We start from the raw sequence: 17,691 nt of genomic DNA on the forward strand, positions 1-17,691 counted from the left end.
CTCCACTGGCCTATGTCTGTCTCATGCGATTGAAATCCAGTATGTGGGTCGCGGCCTATTTGCGCCGATGCGAAACTGAAGGCGTATTTGGCGCGGTGCGCCGGCGTGGCGCGGAGGAGGCGGGCGCCGTGTTCGTCAAGGTGGCGCTGCTCAATGGCAACGCCATGCTTTACGTACCAGCGCCGCAGACGGTCTACGACGACTCAAGGCCAATCGAGCGGCTCTTCATGCCGACCTCGAAGGAGCCCGTGCCGGAACCGTCTGTGGAGCAGCGTCTTCAGAAAGAAGTCCGGTTCGATCCGGACGCCTGGATCGTGGAGACGGAGGACCGCGCCGGGAGGCACTTCCTCGACCTGTCGCGGGATTGATCGCGAACCTGTCTGGCGCGGCGAATTCGAAGTTCCTACCCGTGCTGCGGCGAGTTCGTTACAGGAACTTTAAATTCAAGGCCGCACGAGAATCGACAACTTGCTAGAGCTCTCTTTAATTCCGAAGTTCGCATCAGAGGTCGCTGCTAGTACTCGCGAACTTCGGAATCAGAGCTCTAGCGCGGCGAATTCTGCGACGAACCTGTCTGGGATATTGCAACGCCGCCTGCGGGCTGCGGGGTTATGCGGGTCTGGGCCGCTGCAGGCCGTGCCCGGTTGCGCTCGTCGTCGTAAAGCGTGGAACGATACTTGGCGCGCGTCGCCGCCATGGTCGAGCCGCGCCAGGCCGCCAGCATGATCAGCGCCGATCGCTCCTGCAGCACGTCATAGAGGCGCGAGAGCCGATACACGGTGTGAACCGAAGTGCCGATCTCCGGCTTGAGGAACAGCAGAATCCGCTGAAACACCGCGCTCGGCATGCCAAGCGCCTTGGCGGCGCAAGCAAGCGGCTCGCCGGTCGGATCGTTGACCACCTGGCTTGCGATCTTCCGGGGCAATATCAGGGTTTCGCCGAGTTCGAGCGTGAAGTTCTCGACATCGCCGACAAAGCCAGCCATTTCCAGAGCTTCGATCGCGCGTTCCGCGCGGAAGGCGGGAATCCGCGGCGAAGCCTTTAGTGGTGTCTCAGAGAGACTGTGCAGGATCTGTGCGCGCTCGGCCGAACCGGCGCCGAAGAACAGCCCGCTGATCTCCGCTGCGTCTGCCGGCCGCATCGATAGCCTCGAGTCCATCCGCAATTGCGCTTCACGGGATGCGTTGGACAGTTCCGGCGCCAACGTGGTTTCCGGAGCGGAGAGGGCATGGATTTCGCGCGCCAGCGGCACGCGCCGATCGGGATCTGCGGGTTTTAGCCCGAGATGCTTCAGGACCGGTGCGGGGGTTGCCGGATAGAGGGCGAGCCGCGCCCGCACGGCTGCGCGCGTGGCATCGTCGACCTGGTCGATCAGGCGGGATGTGAGCTCGACGAATTGCCGGGCTTCGTCGTCGCTGTGCGAATTGGTCTGAACATAGAGGTCGGCGAGAACGCGAAGCAAGGTTGGGCGGATATCGACGCCCTCTCGGCGGGAGAGGCTCATCAAACCGTCGAAGCCCGAGAATAGCGGAGGCGTGGTCATTTTGAGCGGTACGCGACTGAGTTCGGATTTGGCTCAAGCCTAGTCGAGTTGCTTTAACGCCGCGTTAAGGAAAACAATCCGTGAAACGACGATGCCGTTTGTCGCGTCACTTCCGCCACACCGCTGCATTCAACTTCGCCGGCGTTAATCGGTTGGCCGGTGCATTAAGAAGCCGTTAACTACGTCCTGTTCTTAATGACGGCCGTCGCCGCAAATCGCGTGAGCGCGGCAACGGGAGAGTAGTTCGGCATGGGCACCATCATTGAATTTCCAGCAGATGCCGGATCGCGACGGCTGGGCCCAACCATGGATGACGCCGCGCCGGGGGCAAGGGGAACGGTGTTGATCCTTCCCGTCATCCGGATTGAGCGCCAGGTTGAAGAAACCAGCGGAGGTCGCGGGCCGGAGGAGGGGACGGCCCCCGGCCGCCGCCGTCGTCGCCGCTAGAAGCCGGATTGATATGCCGGACACCTTTCATTCGATACGGATCCGGCGGCATTCAGCAGCTTCCGTTTCGGCTTTGATGCTGTTTGCAACGGGCCTTGCGCTTGGTGGTTGCAGCGGAGGCGATTTCGGCCGCACCCGCGAGGATTTCCGAAACGACGACATGCATCGCTGGCTCGGCGCAGAAGCAACCGGCAGCGTCGGCTTGAAAGCTTCGCAATTTCAACTCACCGATGTCGAAAGGCAGCTTCGCGATCAGGCCTATCCTTTGATCGAGCCGCCGCATTCGCGCCCCGCCTGGAAAGCCGTGTTCGGCGACTATCAGGCCGTGGCTTCGCCATGGCGGCACAAGGTCGCGTTCGACCGCACCGCCTACGGGCGCCAGTTGATCGACGAGCCGCACCGCTCGGACGCCTCGCGGTATTCCATATTGATCGACGATGCGCGCGACGACATCACCCGCTTCGAGCCGTTCTATTCCACGGCGGCCCGGGTACTCGACCTCGATCGGAAACGCAACGCGAGCCTTGCTCATGTCTCGCAATTGTCGCCACGGGAGCGCGCGGACGCGGTTGCCCGCATGGAAGAGAACACGCTGATTGTGCAATGGGTCCAGCAGTGCCAGGAGCGGCGAATTTCGTCCTATCGTTGGGCGCTGGAACGGCTGGTGGTCCAGGGACCCGACAACATGGCGGCGGAGGCCGACCGGTTGATCAACGAATTTGCCGCGCTGGCCGCCAATCCGCCGGTGGCAATACAGCCTGTTGCAGGCGCTGCTCTCAGTTCGCGCGGCTGAAATACCGCAAAAAATGATGCGGGGTCAGCGCTTGGCCGGCATCGGCTCGGTCTGAACGACGCAGCTCGACGCGGCAAGCGACGCCTGCGCCTGCGCCATCAGCCCAGGTTCCGGTGCCAGCGCCTTCATCACGATCAGCCCGGCCGTGCCGGGAGCATCGATGATCAGCCGGTCGGCTGCGGTCACATCCTCGTCTTCCGGCAACGCGGCGTGCTGAGCCTCCGTCATCAGATTGAGTTCAATCACCTTGCGCCCGGCGGAACGGTCGTTGATGGCATAGTAGGCCAATTCGTTGCGGGTATAGAACGACACCGACGTGTAGGCCTGGCTCACGGGAACCGCGAGTTTGATCGGCCCTCCGGACAAATCGTAGCGGCAGACGGCGACCGCAAAGGCCGGATCCATGAATGGCAAGGGCTCGGTATTCGGATCGGGCTGAGGCAGAGACGTAACGGCGTTCAGCTTGGTGATCGGAGCAAGCCGTGAATAGGCGTCCTGCGTCGCAATGCGCGGCAACGCCAGCACGCTGACCAGATGCACGATGCCGCCCAGGAACACGCCGGCAAGGATCGTGAACAGCAACCGGATCATGGGCAGCTCACCATGGCAATGGCGGGCATCGGTGCATCGCGCTGAGTACGTGTCGCGACCCCGACCGGCGTGTCGTAGAGGCGCAGCACAAGCCGGTAGCGTTCTATTCCGCCGGTGGGCAGCCAGTTTCCGGAGCGCGACCGCGAGGCCACCCGTACTTCGAACGAGCCATCGGCGCCGCGGACGACTTCCTCGCTGGTGAAGCCGTAGCGCTGCAGCGAATTGGCGACCAGACGTCCCCTCAAATCGTAAAGTGTCAACGTCCAGAACCGCGCCGGCGGGGTAACTCCGCTCACGACCACGTCACAGCGGCCGTCCAACGGCCGCTTGCGATCATCGCGTGTGGCGGAGAATGCGATGCCGTCTCCTGCGCCGATCGGCAATTCGCCGCTGCGGGCAATCGACGCACGCGAATAAGGATCGACCTCGACGGTGCCGGTCCGTGGCCGCGCGGTCCATGCGCCGATGGTCAGCGTGCCAAGGTCGGTGCCGCGGGTCGCCGTCATCCACGTCGCGCCGAGGCCGATGACGGCGGCAAGTATCAGCGCCAGCAAGGTGACGAATATCAGTCGCACGAGCTAATTCTTGAATGGGGCGGGCGAGGCCGCGGAGCTGCCGGGCAGCGCCGCGGCAAAGCTTTCCGTGAACCCGGCTGAGGTCGAAGAGAACGGCTTGGTTGGTTTGGCAGGTTCGCCGGCGGTCTTGGCCGCGTCGTCAAGCATCTTTTCCAGTTGTACCAGAACGTCCGCGCCGCGCTTGGTGAGGACTGGCGGCGGCTTGATCTCCGGAGGCTTCGGACCGCCATTGGCAGCCAGCAACGCGGCAGAAGGCGAGGCCAGTTTCGTGCCCATTCCTACGCCGGCGAGTTCCTTGATCTCGACGCCCTGATGGGCGGCCGCCATGATGTCGTGCCACGTCTGTGCCGGCAGCGAGCCGCCGGTCATGCGGTTGGTCGCCGAGTAGTCGTCGTTACCGTACCAGACCGCGCAAGTGAAGTTGCCCGTATATCCGACGAACCAGGCGTCGCGATAGGCGTTGGTGGTGCCGGTCTTGCCGGCGGTCGGAATGCCGTCCAGCGCTGCGCGCCGCGCCGTGCCTTCGCTGACGACATGGCTCATCATTTCGGCCATTTCGCCCGCAATATTCGCCGGGATCGCCTGCCGTGGTTTCGGACCGTCGCGGTCGAAGCGCCAGACCAGATCGCCGGCGCCGGTACGTACTTCCAATATCGCGTGCGGAGTGACCGCCTTGCCCTTGTTGGGGAACGTCGCATAAGCCACCGCATGTTCGAGTACGGTGACTTCGTCGGCTCCGATCGGCAATGAGGGCGTGTCGGGCAGCGGCGCCTTGATGCCGAAGCGCCGGGCAACCTCGACGATTTTGGCGCGGCCGACCTTGGCCGGATTCGGTGCCTTGCCGCCGAGCGCGATCGACAGCTTCACTGGAATGACATTGATCGAGCGCGTGAGCGCCTGCGTCAGGGTTACCGCACCGGAATAAGAGTGGCCGTAGTTCTGTGGACACCAGTTGCCGATGCAGACCGGCCCGTCGACCACGACCGAGGTCGGCTTGAATCCATTGAGCAGCGCGGTCGTATAGACGTAAGGCTTGAACGATGAGCCGGGCTGCCGGTAGGCGTCGACGGCGCGGTTGAACTGGCTGGCGCCGTAATCGCGGCCGCCGACCATCGCGCGCACGCCGCCGTCGAGATCGGCAACGACGGTCGCGGCCTGGGTGGCGTGATAGTCGCGGCCGAACTGGCGTAACTGATTTTCGATGGCTTCCTGGGCGGCGCGCTGCACATTCATGTCGATGGTGGTTCGCACCACGAAAACGCGCTCATTATAGGATTTCGGGAACGTGTCGACGAGTTTGCGCATCTCGTCAAAGGCCCAGTCGAGATAATAGTTCGGCGAATTCTCGTCGCGGCGGTCGACGGCGGTGGCTGGATTGCGCCGCGCGCCGAATACCTGACCCTCGGTCATGAACCCGGCATCAACGAGATTGTCGAGCACGACGTTGGCGCGCGCGCGTGCCGCCGGCAGGTTGATGTGGGGCGCATATTTGGTAGGCGCCTTGAACAATCCCGCGAGCATCGCAGCTTCGGCGAGATTAACGTCGCGCGCCGACTTGTTGAAATAGAAATGGGCCGCGCCGTCGACGCCGAAAGTGCCGCCGCCCATATAGGCGCGATCGAGATAGAGCTTGAGAATCTCGTTCTTGGTGAGCCGCGTTTCCAGCCAGATCGCCAGGAACGCCTCATTCACCTTGCGTTCGATCGTGCGTTCATTGCTCAGGAACAGGTTCTTGGCCAATTGCTGGGTGATCGACGAACCGCCCTGCCGTACGCCGCCGGCTTGCGCGTTGGTTACGAGCGCCCGCAACGTGCCGGCGACGTCGATGCCGAAGTGGTCGTAGAAACGGCGGTCCTCGGTCGCCAGCGTCGCCTTGATCAGGACGTCCGGAAAATCCTCAAGCGGGATCGAATCATTGTGTTTGATGCCGCGGGTGCCGATCGGGTTGCCGTAACGATCGAGGAAGGTAACGGCGAGATCGGATTTTTTCAGCCAGTCCTCGTCGGCGGTTTCGCGGAAAGCGGGCACCGCGAGCGCCAGCATCAGGATCAGGCCGCCGAGCCCGATGGTGGCGGCTTCCGACAACGGTTCAATGAAGACCCAACGCTTCCAATGACCGACGTGAAAGCGGTCCATGAAGGCCGAGTAACGCTCATAGAGCTCGCGGGAGCCCTTGCCGGCCGAGAACAGCGTCGAATCGATGCGCGCGTCCAAATCCAGCATCCGATGCCGGATTTTCTTGCTCCATTCGGCGAACACGGTTTTGCGCACGAGCAGGCGTTACCTGAAACTGGAATTCCAGTTTCGTTTTTCGACTTGAGATCAGCCACCGTTTGCGGTGCAGGATTCTCAAATCTTGCGGGAATGATGCGGCAAACCCAAGGCATAACGGTGCCCCGGCTACCACCAATCTATCTAGCCGAGCGGGGACGATAAACCAATGGCTGGGCTCACATTTCAAGGGGAGGGGATAACGCCATCCGGGTCTCGTCAAGCGGCGATATCCCGGGCTTGCATGTATCAAGCTCCAGCGCCTAGAAGAACAACGCAGCAAACACCCGAAAAATCCGAAGCCTATGACCAAAAAGCCCCAGTCGCCCTCCGGACAGGAGGGATTCTTCTGGAAAACCAAGACATTGGAAGAGATGTCGGATGTGGAATGGGAAAGCCTGTGTGACGGCTGTGCCCGCTGCTGCCTGGAAAAACTCGAGGATGAGGATACCGGGAAGATCTATTTCACGCACGTTTCCTGCAAACTTCTGGATGCAGGCCTTTGCGCTTGCAAGGATTATGCGCACCGTTCCGAGCAGGTTCCCGACTGCGTCCGGCTGACCCCCGCCAACGTGCGAACGCTGAATTGGCTGCCGCCGAGCTGCGGTTACCGATTGGTAGCCGAAGGGCGAGACCTTTATTGGTGGCATCCGCTGATTTCGGGTGACCCCAATACGGTTCACGAGGCCGGTGTTTCCGTACGCGGACGCGTGCAGGCAACCGAGAACGAGATTGCAGACGAAGATCTCGAAGATCACATCGTGCAATGGCCGTCGCTGCTGCCCAAACGCGCCCGTCTGAAAAAACGCCCGTCCTCATCAGGATAGCGGGTATTCTCGCCAGGCCGCCGCGTTCACCGGGAAGCACCCATGCGCCCGGCTGGCTGCCGCGGCCCCGATTGGTCGCCTAAATAGAACGCGTGTTCCACAGGCGGCGAGCCGCCGCATTTTTTTCAGCACCACGTGCGCATGAACAAGTTCGAACGGCAGGGCCGTCCACTGACCGATCAGCAGACATTGTCTGAAAGCCTCGCCAACGAACCTACGCTGGTGCCAGCGGATATCCCCGCTATCAGCGACGCGCCTCCGATTGCGCCGCCGGCGCCGCTGTTGCCTGGCGAAGTGCGCACCATCTTGATGAGCCTGATGCTGACGATGTTTCTGGCCGCGCTCGACCAGACCATCGTTGCGACAGCCTTGCCAACCATCGGCCGGCAGTTCGGAGACGTTTCCAGCCTGTCGTGGGTGATCACAGCCTATCTGCTGGCGTCGACCGCGGTGGCGCCGGTGTTCGGCACCTTGAGCGACATCTACGGCCGCCGTGCCACGATCGTCACCTCGTTGAGCCTCTTTATAGTGGGCTCGATCCTGTGCGCGCTCGCTCCCAGCATGACCATCCTGATCATCGCACGGGGCCTTCAGGGCCTTGGCGGTGGCGGCATCCTGCCGATCGTCCAGACCGTGATCGCCGACGTCGTCACGCCACGTGAGCGCGGCCAGTATCAGGCCTATTTCAGCGGCGTGTGGATGGCGGCAGGCATCGGCGGGCCGATCCTCGGCGGCGTCTTTGCCGAACATCTCCACTGGTCGATGATTTTCTGGATCAATGTGCCGCTCGGGCTTGCGTCGCTCGCCATGCTGCTGCCGAAGATGGGGCGGATCCCGGTTTTTCACCGGCGTCGCAAGGTCGATTGGCTCGGTGGCGTGCTGCTGATGGCGGCCGCCGTGGTCGTGATGCTGGTGTTGACCTGGGGCGGCAACCGTTATGCCTGGCTTTCACCCGTCATCATGGCGATGATCGGCGCCTCGGTCGCACTGGCGTTTGGTTTCGTGTGGCACGCGTTGCGGGCCGACGAGCCGTTCCTGCCACTTTCACTGATGGGTGGAACCGTCGTGCCTTACGCCATGGTTTGCGGCGGTTGCGCGATGGGGGCGATGCTGGGGCTGACGGTCTATCTGCCGCTTTATTACCAAGGGGTCTATCACCTCAGCGCGAGCGAAGCCGGTATGGCGCTGATCCCGTTGGCTGCGGTTTCGACGGGCGGCGCTGCGATTGCCGGACGAACCATGGCTCGCTCCAGGCACTACAAGCGGGTTGCCATCGTCGGAACCATCGTAGCCGCCGCTACCGCGGCGGCGCTGGCAGTGGCGCCGATGCCGCTGTGGCTGTTGCTGGTTCTGCTCTCGGTGTTCGCACTGGGCTTGGGCACGGCCTTTCCGGTTTCAACTGTTTCCTCGCAAAATGCAGTCGCGCGATCGCAGGTCGGTACCATCACCGGGGCGACCAACTTCTTTCGCGCATTGATGGCGTCTTTCACGGTTGCGGTATTTTCGGCTGTTCTGCTGACGGCGCTCGGCCCGGACGTTTCGCTTTCCGGCGAGCAGCATGGCGCCGTGAGTTCGATTCCGGCCGCCGATATGATCGCCGCGTTCCGGTACGTGTTCGGCGCGGCCGCCGCGATGATGGTCGTCGCGTCGATTGCCATGGGCCTGATGGAAGAGAGGCCGCTCGCGGGTCCGGCACAGCCAGCTGAACTGGCGGTGGAGTAGCTCCGCGCGCTGCTCGCGCGCGGAAGGGCGCGACGGACGTCCGCAATCGCGGCGTTTAGCGATGTCGCTGCTTGATGACCGTTCTTTAAATTCGCCTCGACCGATCGATGCGGCGTTTAAAATGGACGCGCCTGATTTTCGAAATCGGATAAGGGGTTGTCAGGAAATCGGGTTTTTCAGGCCATTCCGATTAACGGGCCATTCAGGTTGTTCTTCAATGCACCTGTAACCAATGGAATTTAGATTTCAGAACCAGTTGAGGCAGTGCAATTTTTTCGGGCTCTGCGGGCAGGAGTTTTGGATGCTGCAGCTGATTTCGAGATTTTTGAGGGACGAAGCCGGAGCCACGGCGATCGAATATTGCCTGATCGCGGTTGGCCTCAGCATTGTCATTATCACGGCCGTGAACGGCATCGGCAGCACCCTCAATACCAACTTCGGCTCGATCAATACGTCGCTGAAGTAACGGCGCTTCGCCTTATCCGGCCTTCTTCGATCGGACCGACGTGCGCACGGTCTTCTTTGCTGCCGGTGCTTTCGTTTCCTCCTTGGCTGCCCGCTTGCCGCTGATCGGCAACAGCATCTCGCGCTGACCCTCGATACGTTTCTTGGGTTTCTTGCCTTTGACCTTGGCGGCGGGAGGCGGGGCCTGCCGCTCGTTGGCCAGACTGCGCTTGAGCGCGTCCATCAGATTGATAACGTTGCCGCCGGTCTTGGGAGCGATTTTGGCTGCCGGCCGAATCCCGCTGCGTTTTTTGTTGATGAGATCGATCAGCGCCGTTTCATAGTGATCTTCGAACTTCTCGGGCTCAAACGATCCGGATTTCTTTTCGACGATGTGCCTGGCGAGATCCAGCATGTCCTTGGTGACTTTGACGTCCTGGATGTCGTCGAAATATTCGTCTTCGCTTCGCACTTCGTAGGGATAACGCAGCAGCGTTCCCATCAGGCCCTTGCCGAGCGGTTCCAGCGCGACAATGTGCTCGCGGTTGGTCAATACCACGCGGCCGATCGCGACCTTGTTCATGCTGCGGACGGTTTCGCGGATCACGGCGAATGCGTCGTGGCCGACCTTGCCGTCGGGCACGAGATAATAGGGGCGGATCAGATAGCGGCTATCGATGTCGGCCTTCGGGACGAATTCGTCGATTTCGATCGTGTGGGTCGATTCAAGCGCGAGGTCTTCGAGTTCCTCTTTCGAGACTTCGAGATAGGTGTCGGTGTCGACCTTGTAGCCCTTGGTGATGTCCTCGGAGGCGACTTCCTCGCCGGTATCGGCGTCGACCTTGGCATATTTGATGCGATGGCCGGTCTTCCGGTTGATCTGATTGAAGCTGACCTTTTCGGCGTCTGACGTCGCCGGGTAAAGCGCGACAGGGCAGGTCACCAGCGAAAGGCGCAGGAAGCCCTTCCAATTGGCGCGGGGGGCCATGGGATACTCCTTGGACGCAACAGACGAAAACCCAACGATATCACCGCAGCGCGGGGTTTCAAACGAGCCGGGGCGGGAATCTGATAACGGCGTTAACCGCGCCGGGTTGCCCCTTCTGGTAAGCGCCCTGTACATGGGATGTGCGGAGAAGATGCCGGCTCGGCTATTGACGAGGCCAACGCCCGACCGCGCCGCAGCAAGCGGAACATGGTTGGAAATCACGCGTTGGCCAATCGCGCCACGAGAGAGAGCGGCGCGCCGTCAAGCAGATCGAGGCTACCATGGCAATGCAGCAGCAACGACAACGTCAGATCGTTGAAACTCCAACCGAGGCTCGGCAGGGCGAGCCCGGACCTTCGGTGCTCGCGCTTTTGGCCGTCTCCACCGGACTTGCCGTTTTGATCCTGGGTGTCGTCTGGTTCGTGTTTTTCCGCGCCTAAGAAGAATGATCGTCCGGTGGAACTTTCTGACTGGGCCGGGATGACGAAGACCGTGCTATTCCGGTGTCCCGTGTTATTCCGGTTTTTTAGAGATCACGAATCGCGCATGATCGGATCCGCGAGGATTTGCTCGGATCGTTTTTGATCCGCGTCAAGGTTGCCGGCAGGCAGGGCAGGTCTTCAGCATTTCAGATCATCACCTCGCCCTGTTTTGGGCGATGAAGAAGCGCGGGGGGATAACCGGATGCACTCCATGCTCACTCTTCTCCTTGAGTCTTCGATTTTCGTCGCGGGCTTCCTTGCCGGATACGTCACTTGCGCATGGCGGTGGCGGCGTCGGGCGCAGTTCACCACGCTTGAACCGCGTATCTCGATGTTTGGGCACCCTCGACGGGCCTTTTAGGGCCACGCCACGAGCCGCGCCTCGAGTTCCGGTTGATCGAGAAACGCCGGGCAGCCGCGGAGATGCGGTCGTCAGCTCAGATCGAGTGATCCGGCTGGACCGGCTTGAAGCGCAGCAGGAAATACATCAGTTGGCCGGCGAAAATCCCGCTGATGCCGCCCAGTGACTTCACCACCGCGTCGGCAGCGCGAGCATGTCGGTCTGGCGTCAGCAGTTGAAGCGTTTCGAGGCCGAATGCGGCTCCCGCTACAATGCCGATAACCAGCCATATGCGGTTGGGATAAGCCAGCGCGAAGGCAAGGCCTATCAGCGCGAAAGCCGCGAAATGTTCCAAATGAGGGCTGGCGACCGAGGGCCGCGCTCCAACCGGCGACAACGTCACGAAGGCAATGAAGGCGAGCGCCAGCCAGGCGACAACGGCAGCTACTTTTTGAATCATGCTCCGTTAGGTAAGCCACGTCAGGCTTGACCTCAACCGGTTTGCAGTCATCGTTTCAGTTACATCTGTAGTTGGTAAATATCATCAGTTCCGGCCCGGATCATTTGCCGCAGCTCTACCCGCCAGATCTTGCGCTTACCTACGATATCGAACCCGCGAGTGCAGCGTTAGCCATGAGCCAGACCTTCGTCATTCCGGACATCCATGGCCGGCTCGATCTCCTGGACCATGGCCTCGCTGAAATTGCCGCCCGATCGAACGGCGAAAAGGACACCATCGTCGCGATCGGCGACTATGTCGACAAGGGACCGTCGAGCAACGGTGTGATCGAGCGGCTGCTCCCGGGTGTCGGCCGCGGGTTTGCGCTCGTGACGCTGAAGGGCAACCACGACGCCATGATGGTAGATGCGCTGCGCGAGGCTTCGAAAATGGCGGATTGGCTGGGGAAGGGCGGCGATACCGCGCTCGCTTCCTATGGCGGTGATCCCGCTCAAGTGCCGCAATCCCACATCGACTGGCTTGGCCGCTTGCGGCTATTCCATGTCGATGCCTATCGTCTTTATGTGCATGCGGGCATTGATCCCGAAATTCCTCTCGATCGCCAAAGCGAAAAGACACTGCTGTGGAAGCGTTATCCCAAAGGATACTCCGAAGGCTTTGGCAATCTCCACGTCGTTCATGGCCATGATAACTGCCCCGACGGCCCGCTGCTTTACGAAGGCCGAACCAATCTGGACACGCTGGCTTGGCGAACCGGGCGGCTGACCATCGGCGTTTTCGACGACGAAAAACCGGGTGGCCCAATCGATTTCATCGTCATCAAGGGAGCCCCGGCAGGGCGTTAATGCTTCCGCGGCTAGTGTCCCGATTCCGAAGTTCGTAGCATCTTGCGGAGCCACGTGTCGAACTTCGGAATCGAAAGGACACCAGCAAACCTGTTGATATAGTGTGGCTTTGGTTCGGAAGTCCGCATGACCAACCCGCGGCACAAAACCATGCGGACTTCTGAACTGCCACAATAGCTTTTCGACCCGAATATCGTTGAAAGCGGTTGTGAAGAAAAAGTAATCTTGCCCGTCAACGCCGTTCATACGCCGTTCACGGCCGCGGCGCTCATCTTGCGGCACTGGTTATGGCTACCTTTGGAGACCCGCGTGCGCTTACTTGTCGTCGAGGATGATCCGGATCTCAATCGCCAGCTTACGACGGCGCTGACGGACGCTGGATATGTGGTCGATCGCGCCTTCGACGGCGAAGAGGGGCATTTCCTCGGCGACAGCGAACCGTACGATGCGGTTGTACTCGACATCGGCTTGCCGAAGATGGACGGCATTTCCGTGCTCGAGGCCTGGCGCCGCAACGGACGCTCGATGCCGGTGCTCATTCTGACCGCGCGTGACCGCTGGAGCGACAAGGTTCAGGGCTTCGATGCGGGCGCCGACGACTATGTGGCGAAGCCCTTTCACCTCGAAGAAATCCTGGCGCGCATTCGCGCGCTGCTCCGCCGCTCGACCGGTCATGCCCAGTCGGAGCTGACGTGCGGTCCGGTTTCGCTCGACACCCGCACCGGCCGCGTCAGCGTATCCGGCAACCCGATCAAGATGACTTCGCACGAATACCGGCTCCTGGCCTACCTCATGCATCACACCGGACGTGTGGTTTCCAGAACCGAGCTGGTCGAACATCTCTACGATCAGGATTTCGATCGGGACTCGAACACCATCGAAGTTTTCGTCGGCCGCATTCGCAAGAAGCTGGAAGTCGATATCATCCAGACCGTGAGGGGACTTGGCTATCTGCTGACGCCTCCGGCGCCGGGCAGTTGATCCGAAGTCTCTTCCTGTGCTCTGTTCGGGCATGGCCCTTCTTGACGTCGAGTGCGACGGAAGATCGTTCGGGATGACGCCCTGATGCGCCGCAACTCGCTTGCGACCCGGCTGTTTCTTTCCGCGACCGCATGGGTCGTGGTCATTCTGCTGATCACCGGCGTTATCCTGTCGTCGGTTTATCGGGATGCGACCGAGCGCGCTTTCGACCGCCGTCTCAATCTCTATCTTCGGACGCTGGTCGCCGAAGTGGCTACGCCCGACGAGCCGCCCGATCACCAATTCCAGTCGCTGGGCGAACCGCTGTTCGAACTGCCGCTGTCGGGCTGGTACTGGCAGATCATGCGCACCGATTCCGACAAGGAAGAGGTGCGCGCCTCGCGTTCGCTGTGGGACAAGAAGCTGCCCAAGCTAGAGGATCACGGCGCTGAGTTGAGCGCGGCCGGCATTCGCCTCGGCTATGTCGACGGTCCCGAAGGGCAGACGCTGCGGATGGTGGAGCGGCCGGTCGATCTCGGCGCCGACGGCAAGTTTCTTGTCGACGTCGCCGGCGATGCGACGGAGATCTTCGACGAGACCCGCAACTTCGACTACTATCTCGGCGGCACTTTTGTTGCCCTTTCGATCGTCCTGGTGCTGACCACGATTTTCCAGGTCCGCTTTGGATTGGCGCCGCTCAAGCGCATCTCGGACTCGATCGCCGATATCAGGTCCGGGCGCGCCGAAAGGCTTGAGGGCGAATTCCCCGTCGAGATAGCGCCGCTGGCGCGCGAAACCAACGCCCTGATCGACGCCAACCGGGAAATCGTCGAACGCGCCCGCACCCACGTCGGCAACCTGGCCCACGCGATCAAGACGCCGCTGTCGGTTATCGTCAACGAGGCCACGGCCCATTCTTCCGATCTGTTCGCCGCGAAGGTTCTTGAGCAGGCGGACGTGATGCGGGATCAGGTCGCCCACCATCTGGAGCGCGCGCGGATTGCAGCACGCCTCACCATCGTGGGGACGATCACGGAAGTCGACCCGGTGGTGGAAGCCTTGCGCCGTACCATGGAAAAGATCCATCGCGACCGCGACATCACCATCGAGGTATCTGCCGGATCAAAGACAAGGTTTCGCGGTGAACGCCAGGACCTCGAGGAGATGGCCGGTAACCTGGTCGACAACGCCTGCAAGTGGGCGACCTCGCGGGTCTCGATCGAGGTTCATGCTGAGCAGCCGGCTACGTCCGGCGCAACGCCGATGCTGCGCATCATCGTCGATGATGACGGGCGCGGTCTTTCGGAGAACGAGCGTGCCCAGGTGTCCCGCAGGGGCCAGCGGCTTGATGAATCCAAGCCCGGCTCCGGCCTCGGACTATCGATCGTGGTCGATCTCGCCGCGCTCTACGGCGGCAGCCTCACCCTCGGCCATGCCCCGATCGGAGGGTTGCGGGCAGAGCTCTTGCTGCCCGCGGCATAAATCTACAACTCAAGATAGATTTATGGCTTGATAGCTCCCTCTGCGTTTGGTCATCCTAAACGACTTCTTAACGCGGTGGCTTTTACTATACCCCGTGGACGTATTTTTGCTGTCCGCGCCACCCAAGTTTGCAGTCCGGGCGCATGAGCCAGACATCAATCGAACGGCTGAAGGACTATCTCACCCGGCTGTCGCCCCAGGCGCAGGCGCTGCTGATGAGAGAGTTCGAGCGCGCCATCGAACGCGGCGAAGAGACCACGGTCGCTACCCTTGTACTTGAGCAGTTGCGCAAGATCGTGCGTGGCGCCGATGACGAGGCGCGGCCGCGCACCGACAATCCGAGCCGGCTGCTGTTTCGTCCGCTGGAACCGTTCCTGATCGAAAATAACGTCGTCGCGCGGTTGGGGCAGATCCGTCGTGCGTCGCTGGTGCCGGTCTGGCAGTGGCTGGCCCGCGAGGGCGCGCCGGATCTGGCGAACGAATTGGAGGCGGCGCTTTCCCGTGGCCCGGAAAACGGAACCTCGCCCGAGATCGAGGCCAAGGCGCGAAAACTTCAGCTTGCCGCCGCGGCTGCGCTACAGGCTATCGCAAACCCCGCGCCGGGCACCGACAGCCGGCGCGCGCTCACGCGCATTGGCGGGGCGGATGTGATCGAAGACCTGCCGTCGATCGCCGGTATATTGCAGGCACGCGAAGCCTTCGACACGTTCAACAGCCGGATTCCCAGCTACATGCGGGTCTTCAACGACACGCAGATCGAGGCAGTGACCACCGCGCTTGGCGTCCCCGCCTTGCAGACACCGCAATTGCTGCCTTTTGCGCTGTCGCTGGTCATGCAGCGGTTAGCCGCGCCGTGGCAGATCATCCGCCTGGCAGTCCGCATGTCGGCGTCCGACGACGAGTTGCGCGTCGCCTCGACGCCCTACGGTATCGCCGTGACCATCGCTTTGCATGACCTGTCCTGTCTGGCGGCAACGTTGCGGATCGACATCAAGCGTAGTCGTTTCGGCGAAGTCGGCGAGCACTTGAAAACGCTTCATGACGGCGTGCGGGGTTTGCGGACCGAACTCGATCTCCGCAACGATTCAGCCTGGGGCAGGCTGCTGGCGTCGATCCGCGCCGACATCTCGAGCGCGCTGCAATCGGAAATCGACAGCGTTCCAGGCCGCGTGAGGCGCCTGCTGCGCCAGCGCACCGACAAGGATATTGCGGCGGGAGCTTCAATCAATTCAGGCGACGTGGACGAAACCACCGCCCTGATCGAATTCGTCGCGGTGTGCCGCACCTATGCCAGCGAGTTGGCGATCAACGAAGTCACGATGCGGACCTTTTCCGATCTCCAGCATTACGTTGAACAGTCGACCGAGGCGCTGGTGCAGTCGCTCCGGGGCAGCGAAGGCAAGGGGCGAGCCTATCGCCAGGCCCAGGTGGCCGCGGCCATCCGTTTTTGCGATGTGCTATTCGGCGCCGATTATGCGTCGCTGATGAGCAGGGCAGCCGAAAATGCCGTGACGGGCGAACGCAAATCGTCAAGGGCGGGATAACCCGCGCCCGATGACGCGGCCTTTGCCAAGCGGCAAAATACCGGACTTTGAAAAGTCTGTTTTAGTGAAATATTTCAATGGCCCATGCCGATACCGGCAAATTGATAATTGTCAATTGCCCGTATCTGACGCCTGTGGTGTAAAGCGGCGGCGAGGCGCCGTGATGATTTGCGCCGTTCCACCGGAACCCGCTCGATGACGCTGTGGTTTGTGTTCGCGCTGATGACGGCCGCGGCGATCTTTGCGGTGCTCTGGCCGCTGAGCCGCGGCTATCGCACGAAAGAAGACGGAAGCGAGGCCGCCGTCTATCGCGACCAGTTGGCCGAGGTCGATCGCGACGTTTCCGCCGGTCTCATCGCTGCGCCTGAAGCAGCAGCTGCCCGCGTCGAGATCAGTCGCCGGTTGCTGGCGGCAGCCGACGGTCAGCGACGACCGTCTCCGGGAGCGAATGTTCGATTGCGGCGCGTGGCTGCCGTCGTTGCCCTGGTTGGACTGCCTGTTGTCGCGGTCGGTCTTTACTATCCACTCGGTTCTCCCGATCTGCCTGACTTCCCGTTGGCTGAGCGTGCGCGTACCCCAGAAAAGACGCAGTCTCTCGACAATCTCGTTTCGCAGGTCGAGCAGCACCTTGCGAATAGCCCGACGGACGGCAGGGGCTGGGCCGTCCTCGCGCCGGTGCTCGCAAGGTTGGGGCGTATGGATGACGCGATCCGCGCCTTCCGCAATTCGATCGCCTATAACGGCGAAACCGCTGTCCGGCGGGCCGATCTTGGCGAAGCGTTGGTCGCAGCCGCTGGCGGTGTCGTCACCGGCGAAGCCAAGACCGAGTTCGAGCGGGCGGTCGCGCTGAGCGCCGACGACGTAAAGGCGAACTATTTCCTCGGGCTCGCCGCCGAGCAGGATGGCCGCTCGGCCGACGCAGCGTCGATCTGGCGTGCCATGCTGGAGAAGGCGCCGCCGGACGCACCCTGGCGTCCATTGGTTCAGGCTGCATTGGTGAGGGTCGGCGGTTCCCCTGTGCCGGCTTTGTCGAATGACGCGGTGGCGGCGGCAAAAGACATGAGCGAGACCGATCGCAGCGCAATGATCCGCAGCATGGTCGATCGCCTCGCAACCCGATTGAAAGCGAATGGCGATGACGTCGAGGGATGGCTGCGGCTGGTAAGGGCCTATATGGTGATGGGCGACGCCGACAAGGCCAAGGCCGCTTCATCCGATGCACGGCAGGCGGTTGCAAAGGATCCGCAGCGGCTGCAGCAACTCAACGACGGTCTGAAGAATCTCGGAATCGACGGGTAAGCGCGATGTACGGCGTGGTGCGGCATTTGTGGTTAACATCCTGGGTCAAATCGGAAGGCACGCGGTGCCGAAGATTTG

18 protein-coding genes are annotated in these 17,691 nt (G+C 61.7%); 12 read left to right on the forward strand and 6 right to left on the reverse strand.

Annotated features, from left to right (window positions below; translation table 11 throughout):
- Nucleotides 1–23 precede the first annotated feature (23 nt).
- On the forward strand, nucleotides 24–368 hold the full coding sequence (locus tag WB528_RS14480; protein ID WP_423889128.1) for a DUF1491 family protein: 345 nt from the start codon (nucleotides 24–26) through the stop codon (nucleotides 366–368).
- A 176-nt stretch (nucleotides 369–544) separates the two neighbouring features.
- On the opposite strand, the gene WB528_RS14485 is transcribed toward WB528_RS14480, so the two are convergent.
- A complete protein-coding gene (locus WB528_RS14485; RefSeq protein ID WP_423889099.1) occupies nucleotides 545–1,543 on the reverse strand; it encodes a DUF2336 domain-containing protein in 999 nt (332 codons plus the stop codon).
- Between the two features lie 249 nt (nucleotides 1,544–1,792).
- On the opposite strand from WB528_RS14485, the gene WB528_RS14490 reads away from it, so the two are divergent.
- Nucleotides 1,793–1,990 (forward strand): hypothetical protein, encoded by a 198-nt coding sequence (locus tag WB528_RS14490; RefSeq protein ID WP_423889100.1) that lies wholly within the window; start codon nucleotides 1,793–1,795, stop codon nucleotides 1,988–1,990.
- 13 nt (nucleotides 1,991–2,003) lie between these two features.
- A complete protein-coding gene (locus tag WB528_RS14495; protein WP_423889101.1) occupies nucleotides 2,004–2,783 on the forward strand; it encodes a hypothetical protein in 780 nt (259 codons plus the stop codon).
- A gap of 24 nt (nucleotides 2,784–2,807) precedes the next feature.
- On the opposite strand, the gene WB528_RS14500 is transcribed toward WB528_RS14495, so the two are convergent.
- From WB528_RS14500 to WB528_RS14510, 3 genes are read right to left on the reverse strand one after another with little or no spacing between them, the layout of a single operon-like run.
- A complete protein-coding gene (locus tag WB528_RS14500; protein WP_423889102.1) occupies nucleotides 2,808–3,374 on the reverse strand; it encodes a DUF1254 domain-containing protein in 567 nt (188 codons plus the stop codon).
- The gene (locus tag WB528_RS14505; RefSeq protein WP_423889103.1) at nucleotides 3,371–3,949 is read right to left on the reverse strand and encodes a DUF1214 domain-containing protein; all 579 of its coding nucleotides are present in this window, start codon (nucleotides 3,947–3,949) and stop codon (nucleotides 3,371–3,373) included. Before WB528_RS14505 ends, WB528_RS14500 begins: the two co-directional genes overlap by 4 nt.
- Nucleotides 3,950–3,952: 3 nt before the next feature.
- Nucleotides 3,953–6,172: a transglycosylase domain-containing protein gene (locus WB528_RS14510; protein ID WP_423889129.1), complete on the reverse strand. Its 2,220-nt coding sequence runs from the start codon at nucleotides 6,170–6,172 to the stop codon at nucleotides 3,953–3,955.
- A 353-nt stretch (nucleotides 6,173–6,525) separates the two neighbouring features.
- Between WB528_RS14510 and WB528_RS14515 the strand changes: the two genes are divergently transcribed.
- The 3 genes from WB528_RS14515 to WB528_RS14525 all read left to right on the forward strand — a co-directional run bounded on the left by WB528_RS14515 (nucleotide 6,526) and on the right by WB528_RS14525 (nucleotide 9,235).
- Nucleotides 6,526–7,047: a YcgN family cysteine cluster protein gene (locus WB528_RS14515; protein ID WP_423889104.1), complete on the forward strand. Its 522-nt coding sequence runs from the start codon at nucleotides 6,526–6,528 to the stop codon at nucleotides 7,045–7,047.
- Nucleotides 7,048–7,188: 141 nt separating this feature from the next.
- The gene (locus WB528_RS14520) at nucleotides 7,189–8,769 is read left to right on the forward strand and encodes an MDR family MFS transporter (protein WP_423889105.1); all 1,581 of its coding nucleotides are present in this window, start codon (nucleotides 7,189–7,191) and stop codon (nucleotides 8,767–8,769) included.
- A 301-nt stretch (nucleotides 8,770–9,070) separates the two neighbouring features.
- The gene (locus WB528_RS14525; protein WP_423889106.1) at nucleotides 9,071–9,235 is read left to right on the forward strand and encodes a Flp family type IVb pilin; all 165 of its coding nucleotides are present in this window, start codon (nucleotides 9,071–9,073) and stop codon (nucleotides 9,233–9,235) included.
- 12 nt (nucleotides 9,236–9,247) lie between these two features.
- Here WB528_RS14525 and WB528_RS14530 read toward each other — a convergent pair whose 3' ends face one another.
- On the reverse strand, nucleotides 9,248–10,201 hold the full coding sequence (locus WB528_RS14530; protein WP_423889107.1) for a Ku protein: 954 nt from the start codon (nucleotides 10,199–10,201) through the stop codon (nucleotides 9,248–9,250).
- Between the two features lie 281 nt (nucleotides 10,202–10,482).
- Here WB528_RS14530 and WB528_RS14535 point away from each other — a divergent pair, with 281 nt between their 5' ends.
- On the forward strand, nucleotides 10,483–10,641 hold the full coding sequence (locus WB528_RS14535; RefSeq protein ID WP_423889132.1) for a hypothetical protein: 159 nt from the start codon (nucleotides 10,483–10,485) through the stop codon (nucleotides 10,639–10,641).
- A 479-nt stretch (nucleotides 10,642–11,120) separates the two neighbouring features.
- Here the strand turns inward: WB528_RS14535 and WB528_RS14540 are convergent, their stop codons facing one another.
- Nucleotides 11,121–11,483, reverse strand: a complete 363-nt coding sequence (locus tag WB528_RS14540; RefSeq protein WP_423889108.1) for a VanZ family protein — start codon at nucleotides 11,481–11,483, stop codon at nucleotides 11,121–11,123.
- Nucleotides 11,484–11,656: 173 nt separating this feature from the next.
- Between WB528_RS14540 and WB528_RS14545 the strand changes: the two genes are divergently transcribed.
- The 5 genes from WB528_RS14545 to ccmI all read left to right on the forward strand — a co-directional run bounded on the left by WB528_RS14545 (nucleotide 11,657) and on the right by ccmI (nucleotide 17,613).
- The gene (locus tag WB528_RS14545) at nucleotides 11,657–12,328 is read left to right on the forward strand and encodes a metallophosphoesterase (RefSeq protein ID WP_423889109.1); all 672 of its coding nucleotides are present in this window, start codon (nucleotides 11,657–11,659) and stop codon (nucleotides 12,326–12,328) included.
- 309 nt (nucleotides 12,329–12,637) lie between these two features.
- Nucleotides 12,638–13,309, forward strand: coding sequence for a response regulator transcription factor (locus WB528_RS14550; RefSeq protein WP_423889110.1), 672 nt, complete (start codon nucleotides 12,638–12,640; stop codon nucleotides 13,307–13,309).
- An 84-nt stretch (nucleotides 13,310–13,393) separates the two neighbouring features.
- Nucleotides 13,394–14,770, forward strand: coding sequence for an ATP-binding protein (locus WB528_RS14555; protein WP_423889111.1), 1,377 nt, complete (start codon nucleotides 13,394–13,396; stop codon nucleotides 14,768–14,770).
- A 143-nt stretch (nucleotides 14,771–14,913) separates the two neighbouring features.
- Nucleotides 14,914–16,314, forward strand: coding sequence for a hypothetical protein (locus WB528_RS14560; RefSeq protein WP_423889112.1), 1,401 nt, complete (start codon nucleotides 14,914–14,916; stop codon nucleotides 16,312–16,314).
- Nucleotides 16,315–16,509: 195 nt separating this feature from the next.
- A complete protein-coding gene (gene ccmI / locus WB528_RS14565) occupies nucleotides 16,510–17,613 on the forward strand; it encodes a c-type cytochrome biogenesis protein CcmI (RefSeq protein WP_423889113.1) in 1,104 nt (367 codons plus the stop codon).
- The last annotated feature ends 78 nt before the right edge of the window (nucleotides 17,614–17,691 follow it).

Source organism: Bradyrhizobium sp. (assembly GCF_049586575.1).
Taxonomy (GTDB): domain Bacteria; phylum Pseudomonadota; class Alphaproteobacteria; order Rhizobiales; family Xanthobacteraceae; genus Bradyrhizobium.

Excerpts from the sequence above, each read along its gene's own strand:
- WB528_RS14480 (WP_423889128.1), top strand. The coding sequence starts at position 24 with ATGCGATTGAAATCCAGTATGTGGGTCGCGGCCTATTTGCGCCGATGC.
- WB528_RS14530 (WP_423889107.1), bottom strand. The coding sequence starts at position 10,201 with ATGGCCCCCCGCGCCAATTGGAAGGGCTTCCTGCGCCTTTCGCTGGTG.
- WB528_RS14500 (WP_423889102.1), bottom strand. The coding sequence starts at position 3,374 with ATGATCCGGTTGCTGTTCACGATCCTTGCCGGCGTGTTCCTGGGCGGC.
- WB528_RS14510 (WP_423889129.1), bottom strand. The coding sequence starts at position 6,172 with ATGCTGGATTTGGACGCGCGCATCGATTCGACGCTGTTCTCGGCCGGC.
- WB528_RS14490 (WP_423889100.1), top strand. The coding sequence starts at position 1,793 with ATGGGCACCATCATTGAATTTCCAGCAGATGCCGGATCGCGACGGCTG.
- ccmI (WP_423889113.1), top strand. The coding sequence starts at position 16,510 with ATGACGCTGTGGTTTGTGTTCGCGCTGATGACGGCCGCGGCGATCTTT.
- WB528_RS14485 (WP_423889099.1), bottom strand. The coding sequence starts at position 1,543 with ATGACCACGCCTCCGCTATTCTCGGGCTTCGACGGTTTGATGAGCCTC.
- WB528_RS14555 (WP_423889111.1), top strand. The coding sequence starts at position 13,394 with ATGCGCCGCAACTCGCTTGCGACCCGGCTGTTTCTTTCCGCGACCGCA.
- WB528_RS14495 (WP_423889101.1), top strand. The coding sequence starts at position 2,004 with ATGCCGGACACCTTTCATTCGATACGGATCCGGCGGCATTCAGCAGCT.
- WB528_RS14525 (WP_423889106.1), top strand. The coding sequence starts at position 9,071 with ATGCTGCAGCTGATTTCGAGATTTTTGAGGGACGAAGCCGGAGCCACG.
- WB528_RS14515 (WP_423889104.1), top strand. The coding sequence starts at position 6,526 with ATGACCAAAAAGCCCCAGTCGCCCTCCGGACAGGAGGGATTCTTCTGG.
- WB528_RS14560 (WP_423889112.1), top strand. The coding sequence starts at position 14,914 with ATGAGCCAGACATCAATCGAACGGCTGAAGGACTATCTCACCCGGCTG.
- WB528_RS14520 (WP_423889105.1), top strand. The coding sequence starts at position 7,189 with ATGAACAAGTTCGAACGGCAGGGCCGTCCACTGACCGATCAGCAGACA.
- WB528_RS14545 (WP_423889109.1), top strand. The coding sequence starts at position 11,657 with ATGAGCCAGACCTTCGTCATTCCGGACATCCATGGCCGGCTCGATCTC.
- WB528_RS14535 (WP_423889132.1), top strand. The coding sequence starts at position 10,483 with ATGGCAATGCAGCAGCAACGACAACGTCAGATCGTTGAAACTCCAACC.
- WB528_RS14540 (WP_423889108.1), bottom strand. The coding sequence starts at position 11,483 with ATGATTCAAAAAGTAGCTGCCGTTGTCGCCTGGCTGGCGCTCGCCTTC.